Source organism: Methanosarcina vacuolata Z-761, assembly GCF_000969905.1.
Lineage (GTDB): Archaea > Halobacteriota > Methanosarcinia > Methanosarcinales > Methanosarcinaceae > Methanosarcina > Methanosarcina vacuolata.
Genome location: NZ_CP009520.1, coordinates 1252572 through 1267244 on the forward strand (window position 1 = coordinate 1252572; position 14673 = coordinate 1267244).

11 protein-coding genes, 1 tRNA gene and 4 pseudogenes are annotated in these 14673 nt (G+C 35.5%); 9 read left to right on the forward strand and 7 right to left on the reverse strand.

Features of this window, described 5'->3' with window-relative positions:
- Positions 1 to 227: 227 nt before the first annotated feature.
- From ilvC to MSVAZ_RS05380, 4 genes are all read left to right on the forward strand, one after another.
- Positions 228 to 1235, forward strand: coding sequence for a ketol-acid reductoisomerase (gene ilvC / locus MSVAZ_RS05365; protein WP_048118985.1), 1008 nt, complete (start codon positions 228 to 230; stop codon positions 1233 to 1235).
- Positions 1236 to 1311: 76 nt separating this feature from the next.
- Positions 1312 to 1854, forward strand: coding sequence for a nitroreductase family protein (locus MSVAZ_RS05370; protein ID WP_048118988.1), 543 nt, complete (start codon positions 1312 to 1314; stop codon positions 1852 to 1854).
- A gap of 176 nt (positions 1855 to 2030) precedes the next feature.
- A tRNA-Arg gene (locus tag MSVAZ_RS05375) sits at positions 2031 to 2102 on the forward strand.
- Between the two features lie 381 nt (positions 2103 to 2483).
- On the forward strand, positions 2484 to 3275 hold the full coding sequence (locus MSVAZ_RS05380) for a hypothetical protein (protein WP_157206021.1): 792 nt from the start codon (positions 2484 to 2486) through the stop codon (positions 3273 to 3275).
- A gap of 401 nt (positions 3276 to 3676) precedes the next feature.
- On the opposite strand, the gene MSVAZ_RS05385 is transcribed toward MSVAZ_RS05380, so the two are convergent.
- Together MSVAZ_RS05385 and MSVAZ_RS05390 are read right to left on the reverse strand one after the other, a co-directional pair.
- Positions 3677 to 3943: a type II toxin-antitoxin system RelE family toxin gene (locus MSVAZ_RS05385; RefSeq protein ID WP_048118997.1), complete on the reverse strand. Its 267-nt coding sequence runs from the start codon at positions 3941 to 3943 to the stop codon at positions 3677 to 3679.
- A complete protein-coding gene (locus tag MSVAZ_RS05390; protein WP_157206022.1) occupies positions 3933 to 4148 on the reverse strand; it encodes a hypothetical protein in 216 nt (71 codons plus the stop codon). The genes MSVAZ_RS05385 and MSVAZ_RS05390 overlap by 11 nt, the downstream gene beginning before the upstream one ends.
- Here MSVAZ_RS05390 and MSVAZ_RS20050 point away from each other — a divergent pair.
- Entirely contained in the window at positions 4143 to 4352 is a 210-nt protein-coding gene (locus MSVAZ_RS20050) for a hypothetical protein (protein ID WP_157206023.1), read from the forward strand. The genes MSVAZ_RS05390 and MSVAZ_RS20050 overlap by 6 nt on opposite strands.
- Positions 4353 to 4519: 167 nt before the next feature.
- Here the strand turns inward: MSVAZ_RS20050 and MSVAZ_RS05395 are convergent.
- A pseudogene (locus MSVAZ_RS05395) lies at positions 4520 to 4915 on the reverse strand (IS1634 family transposase); the annotation flags it as partial.
- A 124-nt stretch (positions 4916 to 5039) separates the two neighbouring features.
- Here MSVAZ_RS05395 and MSVAZ_RS05400 point away from each other — a divergent pair.
- Positions 5040 to 6809 carry an IS1634 family transposase gene (locus MSVAZ_RS05400; protein ID WP_048119006.1) on the forward strand — a complete coding sequence of 590 codons (1770 nt, stop codon included), beginning with the start codon at positions 5040 to 5042 and terminating at the stop codon, positions 6807 to 6809.
- Between the two features lie 193 nt (positions 6810 to 7002).
- Here the strand turns inward: MSVAZ_RS05400 and MSVAZ_RS05405 are convergent.
- Together MSVAZ_RS05405 and MSVAZ_RS20055 are read right to left on the reverse strand one after the other, a co-directional pair.
- Positions 7003 to 7227, reverse strand: a pseudogene (locus MSVAZ_RS05405) (IS1634 family transposase); the annotation flags it as partial.
- Positions 7227 to 7361 (reverse strand): annotated as a pseudogene (locus MSVAZ_RS20055) (hypothetical protein); the annotation flags it as partial. The pseudogenes MSVAZ_RS05405 and MSVAZ_RS20055, both read right to left, overlap by 1 nt.
- A 608-nt stretch (positions 7362 to 7969) precedes the next feature.
- Between MSVAZ_RS20055 and MSVAZ_RS05410 the strand changes: the two are divergent.
- Positions 7970 to 9310: pseudogene (locus tag MSVAZ_RS05410) on the forward strand (PKD domain-containing protein); the annotation flags it as partial.
- 151 nt (positions 9311 to 9461) lie between these two features.
- Here the strand turns inward: MSVAZ_RS05410 and MSVAZ_RS21765 are convergent.
- Positions 9462 to 9614 carry a polysaccharide deacetylase family protein gene (locus MSVAZ_RS21765; RefSeq protein WP_394297477.1) on the reverse strand — a complete coding sequence of 51 codons (153 nt, stop codon included), beginning with the start codon at positions 9612 to 9614 and terminating at the stop codon, positions 9462 to 9464.
- Between the two features lie 545 nt (positions 9615 to 10159).
- Between MSVAZ_RS21765 and MSVAZ_RS05415 the strand changes: the two genes are divergently transcribed.
- Both MSVAZ_RS05415 and MSVAZ_RS05420 read left to right on the forward strand, forming a co-directional pair.
- Complete coding sequence (locus MSVAZ_RS05415) at positions 10160 to 10669, forward strand: hypothetical protein (protein WP_157206025.1); 510 nt, start codon at positions 10160 to 10162, stop codon at positions 10667 to 10669.
- Positions 10670 to 11913: 1244 nt separating this feature from the next.
- Positions 11914 to 13371, forward strand: a complete 1458-nt coding sequence (locus MSVAZ_RS05420) for a right-handed parallel beta-helix repeat-containing protein (protein ID WP_232316224.1) — start codon at positions 11914 to 11916, stop codon at positions 13369 to 13371.
- 242 nt (positions 13372 to 13613) lie between these two features.
- Here the strand turns inward: MSVAZ_RS05420 and MSVAZ_RS05425 are convergent, their stop codons facing one another.
- Entirely contained in the window at positions 13614 to 14147 is a 534-nt protein-coding gene (locus MSVAZ_RS05425) for a hypothetical protein (protein ID WP_048119016.1), read from the reverse strand.
- Positions 14148 to 14673 lie beyond the last annotated feature (526 nt).

Sequence of the window (14673 nt, forward strand, 5' to 3'; positions counted from 1 at the left end):
GTTTTAACCCCCCAAAGCTTCACTAAGAGTAAGCCTGAGGTTTCAGGCCTCTGCTAAAACTTCAAAAGCTGCCCTATCCGAAAAAAGCAACTTTCCATGAATCAACTCAAGTCGACTTAATTCACAGGGAAGTGAACGGATTTAATAAGGATTTAATAATAATATGCTTCCCACAAAATATTAGGAGCTTTGCTCAAAAACTGAAAAATTCATCAGGAGAATCTAATATGGCAAATATAATTTATGATAATGAAACTACTTTTGATGCACTTAAGGACAAAACTATCGCAATAATGGGCTACGGAAGTCAGGGTCACGCTCACGCCCGCAACCTCCATGAGTCAGGGCTTAATGTTGTTGTTGGGCTCAGAAAAAGCAGTTCAAGCTGGGCAAGAGCCGAGAATGACGGCCTGAAGGTCATGACTGTGGCAGAAGCTGCAAAAGCTGCAGATGTTATCATGATCCTCCTTCCGGACGAAAATCAGGCATCTGTTTATTATTCTGAAATCGCACCAAATCTGGAAGCCGGTAACGCACTTGCTTTTGCACACGGTTTTAATATTCACTACAACCAGATTGTCCCCCCGAAAAACGTTGATGTTTTCATGGCTGCTCCCAAGGGCCCTGGTCACATTGTCAGAAGAACCTATACCGAGGGTATCGGGGTCCCGGCTCTGATTGCAGTCTACCAGGATGCAACCGGAAACGCCAGGGAAATTGCTCTTTCATATGTCAAAGGGATCGGTGCAACCAGAGCAGGAGTCTACGAAACTACCTTCCGTGAAGAAACCGAAACCGATCTTTTCGGAGAACAGGTTGACCTTTGCGGAGGACTTTCATCTCTTATCAAGACAGCTTTTGAAACACTTGTTGAGGCAGGATACCAGCCTGAGATGGCTTATTTCGAAACCTGCCATGAAGTTAAGCTCATTGTTGACCTTATCTATGAAGGCGGGCTTGAGAGAATGTGGCATTCCGTTTCCAACACCGCAGAATACGGCGGTATGACAGTCGGCCCCAGGATTATTAATGATGAGTCCCGCGAAGCCATGCGTGAAGCCCTGAGAAGAATCCAGAACGGCGAATTTGCCAAGGAATTCGTGCTCGAAGGCATGGTCAACCACCCCGTACTCAAAGCCATGGAACGCCAGGAAAAGGAACACCAGCTTGAAGTTGTCGGAAAGCAGATCCGTGCAAACATCCCCTGGCTCAACAAGAAGATTGACGATGACTGATTCTACAGTAATTGACAGCCTGTAGACAGAAAATTCATAAATCTGGAAATCTAAAACTCAATCCGGAGGGAAAGTAATGCCAGTAAAAGGAGAAAGCAAAGTCATTAACACTATCCTTAACAGACGGAGCGTCCGAGAGTTTACGGACAAAACTGTTAGCAAGGAAGATATCAGCATAATCCTGAACTCAGGGCACTGGGCTCCTTCCGGATTGAATAACCAGCCCTGGCGTTTCATTGTTATTAGGGACCGGGAGACCATCCAGAAACTCTCGGAATGCACGCATTATTCAGGTATCGTGGCAGGAGCTCCTCTGCTTATTGCGACTTTCCTGGACAATGAAACTTCTTATAACAGGACAAAAGACCTCGAAGCAATAGGGGCTGCAGTCGAGAATATGCTCCTCACCTGCTGTGATCTCGGCCTTGGCGGGGTCTGGCTTGGAGAAATCCTTAACCAAAAAGAGAAGGTCAATTCCATTCTTGACTGTCCTTCCGATCTTGAGCTAATGGCAGTTCTTGCAATCGGAGAACCGGTTCCAAAAGAAAGGACTTCAACACGTAGAGCTCTCTCCGAAATAGTGTTTAATGAAAAGTACGGCCAGAAATGGGAAGAGTAAAACATCCTGAGATTCTCAGGTTAAGTTTCCTTTTAATGATTTTTAAATATTAAATACAAAAGGATATTTTAATATTATTAAGGATTAAGTTTATAAGCTATTTAGCACTATAACCAGCCAGTTAACTGATTATGGTTTTATCTGTTAACGAACTGATCTTAACTTTTTCATAGTGAAGGTCTGTAGTGTAGAGGATATCACTGGAGCCTCCGGAGCTCCGAACCTGGGTTCGATTCCCAGCAGACCTGTTTTTTAAAAAATCTGGTAAGGTCTGGTTTTATTTTTTATATTATTTGCCGGGCAGAAAGTATAATACTGAAATAAAACAGAATATAAGTTAGAAGGTGTAATTTATGGCTAGAGGATTTAATCGTCGCTTCCTGCGTGCTGGAAGAAGGTCATCTTTAGTTCAGTTAATTCTCATAGCGATAATACTGTACTTTTTACTGAGGATTATTTTACCGCTCATTTGGACTCTCATATTGATTCTTGTTGTAATTTTACTATTGAAAATTGTGCTGGAAAATCTTTAAATTGACTGCACTCTCCTTTTTTTACGACTTTTAACTCTCTTCACCTATGCTTTTAAATATTTTTTAATCATCTTTTCTTACGATGTAGGTGATGCATTGTCAACCAGCAAGAAAATTTGTGATTTTTGTCTGAATCAAAATGGTGAAGAAGTTTTCATGGAAGAAATAAATGATTCACTAATTTGCCCCAAGTGTAAAAATTGCATCTTTATTGATTTAGAAAATTATAAGAATGCTTGGTATAAAAATGCAGAGGGAATTTTTCCTTTTCTCCGTCCGGAACTAACTTCAGATGATTTGCCGAATCCTCGGTTGCTTTTTCTTTATCAAGATTGTTATCAAGCACTCTTAATAGGCCGTTATAATGTTTCTTTAGTGATGATGGGCGTATTACTCGAAGCAGTTATGAAGGAAAGGATTGAACTCAAACTTGGAGAGTATTTTAGCAAACTATTTGGTCCTTGCCTACAAAAAATAGAAACTCACAAATTAATGAGCCAAGAACATATTTTCTTTCTTCGAAAATTCAAAGATATAATCCGAAATCCATATCAACATGATGATGAAGCTGATATTATGAATGGTATTTACATGCCGACTTGGCCAATTAAATTTGAAAGCGAAATTTCTGCAGAAGCCATTGGAGACCTTATGAAAAACATAAGATCCGGCAAGATAAAACCAAAATTTCTGCCTGTTTCTGAAATTCCTGCAATTCGATCTTTTGCAAAGCAGTCTTATGATCAAAAAAGAGCAATAAAGCTATTCACTGAAGTACATGATTTTTTAATTGAAGTATGCAAGTTTTACTTTAAAGAGTGTGAATACCAAGAGCACAATCTAAAATATGGAACAGGACTCGAAAAAATAGAACATTACAAAATTTAGCTTTGTAAAAATCTTCATAACTAACTAATCTTAATAAATTTAAACTGAATTGTGATATCATTTTACTTATTTATTTTCAACCTCTTGAAGTTGATTTAGATAGGTTTTTTACAGCCCCAAAAATGAAGTATTTGTATATAAAACGCACATGATATTCTTCGAATAACAGGCACAAACAAATGAAAGTACTTTTCACCTTATCTTTTTTTGATTATTGATCTCGTCATTACTTGGGTAGTAAGGTTGTCCTAAGTTTGGTTTTTCAAACCATGCTAAACGAATCCGTGAATTGCCACACAAGACTTAGATATGATAAGGAGCAAAATATCAAAAGGAGCCTCGGGAGCCAGTTTTATTCCGCACTTTCATGCTAAATCAAAACGTCAGGTAATGAGTGAGAATTAAAGACGGCCGTATTTTTTGTGCGCTTGCTCTTGTGTCAAGATGTCAAAAACAACAATTTCATTCTCTTCAAAATCAACGGTATAGAACGCCCTGTAATTCCCGATTCGAAGGCGGTACACATCTTCTTTATAACCTTCTATTCTGCACTTATTACCGCCCTGAAACCCATTTTTTAGATCTTTTAAAGCTTCAGCAACTTGTTTTTTTCTACTTTGTGGCAGGTCATCAAGAACTTTTGCTTTTATGAAAACTTTAAAGGTCATCCACGCTCACGTATTCTTCGCGGTGTTCTTTAAAGTGTTTTTTGGCTTCTTCCGCAATTCGGTCTATCTTCAATCTAGATTCATGATTCCTATACTCTCTGATTAATTTCTCAATGACGGTATTGTAGTCATCACCCATAGAGCCGATTTTTTTCAATTCGTCGCGGTTTTTCTTTGAAATTTGAATTGTGGTTCCGTCTTGCATGATAATCATTATAATGATTATAATATTTATAATTGGCTCTCTTGCTCCTGCATTGACTTCTATGCTCAATTCTTCAAGAGCTTTGAGTACAGGCGATTAGAGGCCAGTACTGAAGAGATAAGGCGTAACCAAGGAGCAAGAAGAGAATCCAGTCCGGGAGCCCAGAAAGGCCCAGGCAGGGGAAAAATAGGGAACCCTGATTAAGAGGACATGTAAAAACTGTAATCAGCCTTTCGAAACATATATTATTTTTTTAATATTATATAATTTTGAATAAAAACAAAACAGTTATTATTCATTCTTTCTGTATAAAGAATTCCTAAGAATTTGGGAATAAAAGACTTTATCCTAGCTTCGGCAGGTTAACGCAACTAGAGATATATATTTTCATATTTCTCTCCCATGAGACTCAATATTTTCCAGTGAATTTCTTCCATATTCAGTATTTCTGACTTTGTTTTCCCTTTTTTCTGCGTTATAAGTTCTGTAATTCCCTGAAACTTGAAAAATATCCATCTCATTGTTGATCTTTTTGTTGGTTTCCCTTTTTGATCTGGAACCGTTTCATTTTCTTCTTCTAACTTTGTCCTTAATTTCCATTCTGCAATAGAATAAATCATTAAGCCGAGAACCATTATCATTGTCAACGCTTCAATTCTTGATTTATTCTTGAGATACACCTTCGATATGCTAAAGGCATCACTTTTCAAAAATCGGAATCCTTTTTCTACTTTATCCTGTCCTTTGTAATACTTCAGCATCTCTTCAGTTTACATTTCGACCCCCCCTTAAAAATTAAACATAATTTATTTTTTTATCATATTGATTACGACATCAAATGGATTTTTTGTCAAAGTTTTTTTCAATAATATCTTTCAAATAATATCTTACATGAAAAAAACGGATCAAAAAGCAAAAACCAAAAAGCTTTCTCCTTCTGCAAAAGGTACTAAGAATTTTAAAAAAATATCCCACCTTTTAAATGCCAAAACTTTCTCCCAAAAAACGGAAACACCTTTCGTTTTAATCGTTTGCCGCGAGTTTCTTGACATACTCGGCTTTGACGAGATCATCAATGATAATGTTAGATGGGATAAAGATCAGTGGTCAGTTTCTCCTGCAACACTTGCAAGAAGTATCATTTTAACTCCCTTTTTAAGAAATGATAAAAGATGTCCTCTTTACCGCATTGAAGAAGCACTTGAAGGTCTTGACTTGAAGCTTCTTTTTGGTGGGAATTATCTACGTACTGATTTCAATGATGATCATCTTGCGAAATTACTGGATCGGATTGCTGAGGCAGGTAGTACTGGATTATTTAGCAGAATAGCAGCCAATTCTTATGTGAATTTCAAAATCCCTGTTAGCCATATACTTCATGCAGACACAACATCCCATGTATTTTACGGAGAATGTAAGGTCTGTGAACAGGAAGGTTATGAAGGGTTGAATGTAACTCATGGACACAGTAAAGACAAGCACCCTGAAATGAAGCAAATTATGACTGGAATGCTTGTAGATGAATATGGGATTCCAGTATATGAACAAACACTGGATGGAAATACTGCAGATAGTACCTGGTTTAAGAGTGCAATACAATATTTGCAGGGACTTTTTGGTGATAGTTGTGGTGGCTATACATTTATAGCAGATTCAAAACTGGTTAACAAAAAGAATATAGAGATTATATACGGAGATAAAGATCCAATAAGATTTATATCTCACTGTCCTTCCAATTTTAACTCTAAAATTGCTGAAAAAGCGATAAAAAAAGCTTATTTGCTGAATGATTGGGAATATCTTGGAATTTGTTGTGAAGATGAAAAATCAAAACGAGCTGCAAGATATGATGCTCAAGGTTTTGTGAAAACTATCTATAAAAATAAGCTTCGATTGGTTGTGATCAAGGGTGATGATGCGGAAAGCAAAGTAAAAAAGAGTATTGAAAAAGAGAAACAAGCGATTGTGGATGACGTAAAGAAGTCGTTTAAGGAACCATTTTCCTGTGAACCAGACGCAGAAAAAGAAATTGGTGCGTTCCTTAAGAAGCATAAAAACTCATTGCTTGACATTAAACTCAGTGTTGAAAAAATAGTCACAGAAAAAAGGTCGAGAGGAAGACCTTCTAAAGATCAAAAGCCTCCTACTATTATTGAAAAATTTGTAGTCAAGCTGGATAAATTGACCGAAAATGAGAAGCGTGTGGAAGAGTACAAACAGGACAAAGAATCCTTTGTTTTAATTACCAACATTCCAGCAGATGAAAAAAACAATAAGCAGATACTTCAGGATTACAAAAAACAAAGAGTTATCGAAGCCAATTTTGAAGAATTGAAAAAACCTACTATGGTATCTACCATTTTCCTAGAAAAACCTGAGCGTATTGATGCGTTGATGATGTTGCTTCATGTTTCACTGCTCATAAGGGTATTGATGAGGGTTATCACCAGAATGAACCTTAAAAATGAAAATGAGCCATCACTAATTGATTTTGCTGGAAGACCTTTAGTGAATCCTACTGCGGATAAATTGTTAAGGTTATTTTCACTGCATAGTGTTGTCACTGTAGGGGATGAACATATTATTTATTCAAAGTCTGGGAAAGCAGATCATCTGTGCAAGTTGTTAGAGCTGTTGGGACTTCACTCAGAAACAGGATAATCCCCTTAGTTGTAAAGCACGTAGAACATAAAAATCAAATTCCATAGCTGAAGCTATGGAATTTTGGGTTGAATTCAATAGAGGGAAGATGAACTAATGAATATTTTCAACCAATTAGAATCCAAAAAGGGGCAAATACTACAAAGTCTACGAAAATTCGGTGGAAAAATTAAAAGGGGGTCGAAATGTAAACTTCAGGAGAAAGACTGATATCATTACTTGCAAGAATGAAAAGTCCCATTTTTTCCATTTCTTTTAAAACAAAAGCATCATTAACCTTTATAATTCCATCAATCCTGTAACATGTCTTTAATTTTTCATTTTTTAAAGGTCTGCCTTTTTTACCTGCTTCGCGTTTTTTAATGGTTTTCAAATCTACTTTTTCAAAAAGAACGGAAGGGAAATCTGCAATCCATTTTTAGGAAGTTTCTCATCGATCAATTTGTCAACTTCAAGCTCTTGGAAAACTCCAGCAATAAGACCAAGGTGACCTAAGAAGCTTGTACGTTTTATTGGGGATTCAACTCTTCGACTGTTGTTTTTATCTGCCATGGAAGATCAAGAAAAGAGATATGAAAATTAATTATATTAACTTATATGTTTACCTGCCGAAGCTAGGTTACAAAATGTCCATAATTATTTATATAGTTAATGTACTGTTGTATCATATACGGTATGAAATATATCTAAATTTATAATTTTTTGCATAATGGGGGTGGGGTAAAAAACATGAGCAAAACGTATCCTCTTCAAATTGTATGGGTAAAAGTAAATTTTATGTATTTGCTGATAATTTAAAAATTTAATTAAGTTTGAGAAACAAACTCAGGCGATGCGTTCAACTTTATAACTGTATGATAAAATAGTTGTACATTTTTTGAGTTGGAAAATTCTCCATTGAATTTGAAGAGTATATAGCAATAATGCGACAATAAAAACAAGAAACATTCAACAGTTCATCTCTACTACCCAATTTTGGTACTTCCCATTACTAACAGTAGTCCAATTTGTGGTTCCATTGCAAAAAAACACTACAAAGTCATAAAGCGGGTGATAAAATGAATACAAAACAAAAAATGTCCATTGCATTAATTAGTATAATACTATTATCGGTAACTGCGCTCGCAGCTTCCACGACAAAGTCTACAAATGCTCCAGCCCCTGTAGCTACCTTTACTGCCTCTCCAACATCAGGGAACGCTCCACTGTCAGTGAAATTTACTGATACAAGCACCGGTTCTCCCACTGAATGGAAATGGAATTTTGGAGATGGATCTAAGATAATAGATGGAAATACTTCCGACTATCAGAATCCAACTCATGTTTATTCAAAAGCTGGAACTTATACGGTGAAAGAGACAGCAATTAATGCAGTGGGTAGAAACACAGTAACTAAATCCAATTATATCAAAATAACAAATGCTCCAGCCCCTGTAGCTACCTTTACTGCCTCTCCAACATCAGGGAACGCTCCACTGTCAGTGAAATTTACTGACAAAAGCACTGGTTCCCCCACTGAATGGAAATGGAATTTTGGAGATGGATCTAAGATAATAGATGGAAATACTTCCGACTATCAGAATCCAACTCATGTTTATTCAAAAGCTGGAACTTATACGGTGAAAGAGACAGCAATTAATGCAGTGGGTAGAAACACAGTAACTAAATCCAATTATATCAAAATAACAAATGCTCCAGCCCCTGTAGCTACCTTTACTGCCTCTCCAACATCAGGGAACGTTCCACTGTCAGTGAAATTTACTGACAAAAGCACTGGTTCCCCCACTGAATGGAAATGGAATTTTGGAGATGGATCTAAGATAATAGATGGAAATACTTCATACTATCAGAATCCAACTCATGTTTATTCAAAAGCTGGAACTTATACGGTGAAAGAGACAGCAATTAATGCAGTGGGTAGAAACACAGTAACTAAATCCAATTATATCAAAATAACAAATGCTCCAGCCCCTGTAGCTACTTTTACTGCCTCTCCAACATCAGGAAACGTTCCACTGTCAGTGAAATTTACTGACAAAGGCACTGGTTCCCCCACTGAATGGAAATGGATTTTTGGAGATGATTCTAAGATAATAGATGGAAATACTTCATACTATCAGAATCCAACTCATGTTTATCCAAAAGCTGGAACTTATACGGTGAAAGAGACAGCAATTAATGCAGTGGGTAGAAACACAGTAACTAAATCCAATTATATCAAAATAACAAATGCTCCAGCCCCTGTAGCTACTTTTACTGCCTCTCCAACATCAGGGAACGTTCCAATGTCAGTGAAATTTACTGACAAAAGCACTGGTTCCCCCACTGAATGGAAATGGAATTTTGGAGATGGATCTAAGATAATAGATGGAAGTACTTCCGACTATCAGAATCCAACTCATGTTTATTCAAAAGCTGGAACTTATACGGTGAAAGAGACAGCAATTAATGCAGTGGGTAGAAACACAGTAACTAAATCCAATTATATTACAGTAAAGTAATAAATATAAACTAAAGGTTAAGATCGGAAGTGGGGAATTTATTAGGTTCCATTGCAAAAAATCAGAGCATTTTACAAAATCGTTGAAAACCTTTACAATAAGGAAATTTTAGTGAGCAAATTTGGGTTAAAATAATATTTGAAGGAAATAATTATAGCCTAAAGTACAGAAAAATTATTTTTGCAACGGAACCTCCATGTGTTCCTATTTCATGACCGGCTGCATCAATAAGTCTTATAAGTTTGGGGTGATGTTCAGCAGCATAACCTAATATAAAAAATGTGGTTCTGTTGCAAAAAATCATAATAAGGATTCAATTGAATAGGGAGAAAATCAATAAAACGATAATATGCTATCTAATTCTTTTAATTTACATTTCGACCCCCACCCAAAAAACATAACTTAATTTTTTTATTCATACAGTTTGTTGCTAATTTTGCTCTCCATTCTGTATTAATAACTTAAGCTTCTCTATGCATATTTATAGGTGCCTAAATTTTTATTTACTTTTCTAAATTTAAACTGGATTTTTTTGAACATTTTGGGATTCAAGTCAACATCATTGATTTTATTGAGCATGTGCCTAAATATAATCCAATAAGTTTATACAGTTGTTGAAAAAATCACCTTATTTTTGAGAGGGGGTCGAAATGTGAATTTAAGTGAAAACATTAGACACTTTTTTATTTAGAAAATTATAAGAATGCTTGGTATAAAAATGCAGAGGGAATTTTTCCTTTTCTCCGTCCGGAACTAACTTCAGATGATTTGCCGAATCCTCGGTTGCTTTTTCTTTATCAAGATTGTTATCAAGCACTCTTAATAGGCCGTTATAATGCTTCTTTAGTGATGATGGGCGTATTACTCGAAGCAGTTATGAAGGAAAGGATTGAACTCAAACTTGGAGAGTATTTTAGCAAACTATTTGGTCCTTGCCTACAAAAAATAGAAACTCACAAATTAATGAGCCAAGAACATATTTTCTTTCTTCGAAAATTCAAAGATATAATCCGAAATCCATATCAACATGATGATGAAGCTGATATTATGAATGGTATTTACATGCCGACTTGGCCAATTAAATTTGAAAGCGAAATTTCTGCAGAAGCCATTGGAGACCTTATGAAAAACATAAGATCCGGCAAGATAAAACCAAAATTTCTGCCTGTTTCTGAAATTCCTGCAATTCGATCTTTTGCAAAGCAGTCTTATGATCAAAAAAGAGCAATAAAACTATTCACTGAAGTACATGATTTTTTAATTGAAGTATGCAAGTTTTACTTTAAAGAGTGTGAATACCAAGAGCACAATCTAAAATATGGAACAGGACTCGAAAAAATAGAACATTACAAAATTTAGCTTTGTAAAAATCTTCATAACTAACTAATCTTAATAAATTTAAACTGAATTGTGATATCATTTTACTTATTTATTTTCAACCTCTTGAAGTTGATTTAGATAGGTTTTTTACAGCCCCAAAAATGAAGTATTTGTATATAAAACGCACATGATATTCTTCGAATAACAGGCACAAACAAATGAAAGTACTTTTCACCTTATCTTTTTTTGATTATTGATCTCGTCATTACTTGGGTCCTGCTTTCGGCAGGTCGACATAAAAATCCATTCAATTTTTCTATTGATATCGTTTTTTTCAGAACTTTTGAATTTCCATTTAAATCAAAAATTACTAAATGTTAACCATGATATAATTAATATATATTTATAGTAATTGAGATAAAAGACAAACCCTGCTATATACATAGTCCGTATGATACTGGTTATTAACTGAACCTACAAAAAATAACAATTAAAGATATTTCAATGTTGGGATGTGCTTGCTGCCGAATGTAGGTTACAACCACGGAAAACACGGAAAGCACGGAAGAAACACGCCTTTACTACTGATTTCCGTGTCTTCCGTGCTTTTTGCCAGCTTCTCAACAACTGGGTCATATGGACCTATATCAGACTTATCGTATGTCCTCTAATCCCGCAGTTCTCGTTCTAAATGATTTCTTGAGGCTCTTTTTCTATATTCTCAAAATCTAGAAAATGGTAACATACTTTTAGATTTTATCAAACATTCTTATCGGATTTAGGTGTTCATCTATACAACGATTTGTGCATCTCTAATAAATTTTATCATGACTACGTTCAGACGACCTCGATGTTGTAAAAGATGCAGGGAATCTTTTTATTGGAGAATTGCTTTATAATTTCCAATGTTTCTATAGCTTTATTCTTTATGCCCTTACGAGGAAACTCATGTAACTAAGAGGAATTGGCGTGAAAAACAGGAGATTTTTTCTAAATTCAATATATAGCATGTTTTTGGGTTCAACAATTCTTGATGTAAATAATCCTTTCAGAACTTTTTTTTATAACTATGCAATTATAAATATAAAAATACAGTTTAAAATATTCCCAAATATGCCTGAAAAATGAATAATGTTTCATAGTGTTTAGTAAAAAGTCATAAATTTCAAGGAGATGTATACACGTTATTTGACCAATATCTGTCTATTAAGAATAATAATGAATTTTATTATGATCTCCTCCAGGTGACGCCATTGTTAACACGAGAATTAGGGATCTTTTTATTGGTAGGTTTTCTTCTTCTTGCAAGTGTTCCTACAGCTTTATGCGCAACTAGCTCATCAATAGTGTACGTTGCGGGGGATGGCACTGGAAAATATAACTGTGATGGAAAAGACGATCATATACAGATAAATCAGGCCCTTAAGTTTGTAGCTGGTAACTCTAAATACACCACTGTCCACCTCAAAGGTCCTTTTACATATGTTATTGACGATACTCTTTTAATCGGTAGTAATACTATTCTTGAAGGGGATTCAAGTGCTGTGATCAAACTTGCTAATAATGCAGGCTGGGTTGCAATGAAACCCTTGATCAAGCAGATGAGTAATTCCGGGAATAATAACATTGTAGTAAGAGGTTTCAAGGTTAATGGAAACCGTAAAGGCAATTCCAAAGTTTCGTTGGGTGGCGGGTACTATAATATGATGTACTTCACTAACTGCAACAATATAAAAGTATACAATATGTATATGTATGATGGTCTCGGCGATGGTCTGAGGGCAAATTCCTGTAAAAACATTCAGTTTTATAACAACAAGATAGACAAACTGGGGCACGATGGCCTGTTTGCTATTCGTAGTCAGTATGTACAGGCCTGGAAAAACAGGATAACCTGCAGGACTAACAGCGGTCTTAGAATCTGGAACTCAAACGGTGTAAGACTCTATGGTAATGTGATTGACTCTTTCTACGACTGGACTGCAGGCGGTCCAGGGATTCAGATAGAAAAAGGCGGGACTGGTACAGGTACTATGGATAATATTAGTATATACAATAATGTTATCCATAACACCTATGGCCCTGGGATCTGGATTTTCAATTATGATACTACTTCTTCTAGTAAAGATCTTGGAAAAAATATTCGTATTCACCATAATGTCTTTTACAGAACAGGCACCAATCCCAGCATTAAATGGGTTGGTGGTATTGTAATTAGTGGATTCCACAATACTTACATTGAAAATAATGTCTTTGATGGCATATATCATGTGGCTATTGCCAATTTGTATCCAGAAAATTATTCTCCAAATTACGCGTCTACATCTCCATACATAACAATTGCCCGCAACAATATAATTGTAAATACCCTGAAACGTAAAAAGAGTCCAAGTGGGACAGGGTATGGTGTGATGAATTATCTTATCAGTAACAACCATAAATTATATATGCAGTATAACTGCCTCTACAAAAACGCAGTAGGAAATTATAAAAATTGCACATCGAAAACTGACATCTATGTAAATCCACTATTTGCGAGCCAGACAAAACATGATTACCATCTGAAGTCAAAAACTGGAAGATGGAATGGAAAAACCTGGGTTAAAGACACAGTAATCTCTCCCTGTATTGATGCCGGACATCCATCGTGGGGTTATTCTCAGGAACCGAAACCCAACGGAAGCAGGATTAATATAGGCAGGTACGGAAATACAATATATGCATCAAAATCAAAGAGTTAACGCATTATATCTGCGTTACTCCTTTTTTGAGTTGGAAAATTCTCTCTTGAATTTGAAGAGGATACTGAAAAAGAAATCCTGTAAATTCTTAAAATTTGAGAACAAAACCATAAATTCTGAATAAATTGTACTCTTTTCCCGGAAAGGAAAAGAGTATTTCAAATCAGTAATTTCCAGAGCTCCGATTTCTAGAGCTCCGATTTCTAGAGCTCCGATTTCTAGAGCTCAGGAATAAAGCGATATTATTTATAAAACGTCTTTAAAGTTGAGAGCATCAGGTTTCGGAAAAGTCCTTCGGTTTCCACCTTTAAAGAGTCGTCATTCATACATTTTACGGCTTCTTTTAAGGGCTCTTCCGAATCAAGCACTTTTTGTATGGTTTTTTCATCGGTTTCCACTGTAATGGAAGGCCCAAATTTTGAATTCGGATCAGTAGGAGTTTCATAGCTGTAGAAATCTCTTATTTTTCCTCCTCCCATAAGTAAGGTCACGTAAAGCATCTCGCCGTTCTCAAGTTTGATTTTCCCGGCAATTTCCTCACTGGCCACAAGTCTTTGCAGAACTTCAGGAACTTTATCAAAATTATTGTTATAAAGCTCGGCTTTTGCACTCAATTCTGCAAAGAGAGTATTTTCGGTAGTAGTATTCTCTGGAGCATTATACAGGTCGGCTTCTTGGATATTGCCTGCATTCGAGACCGCTCCTGCTATCGGGACAAATAAAAGCATAACAAGAATGAAAAGACTTAAAACTCTGGTTTTGCTGCAAGGAGACATAGCTGAAAATAAGAGGCAGGTATATAAAAAAGTTATTGATACAAATATTACACTGAAGTAGGACAAAAAAAACTAGAAAATAAGACTTACTCAGTTGAACTGAAAAATCAACAGCATCCGATCATTAACTGTCTAAAGCTTAACTTTAATACACAGTCTTTGACGTAATTGAGATTTTATTCCTCAAGTAAGTAAGTCCTGTGAAGTCATTAGATATTTATCCAAAGTAAAGTTAAATTGTGTATGAAATAAAAAATGAAAAGAAAACGAAAAAAATAAAAATGGAGGTTATTATTAGATATTGAGCCCGTTTTTGAAGGCCTGGAAGACAGGCAATAAAAATGAATTAAAGCAATAAAATCAATTAAATTTGCTTTAACAATTAAATATTGTATCATACATTATATAAAGATATCTATTTGTTTTCTATTTGTTTTCACCGAGAATATAATTACCTGAGTGAATTATACCGAAGAAAAGAATTACTTAAAGGAATAAAAATTAATAAAAACTAATAAAAAAATTG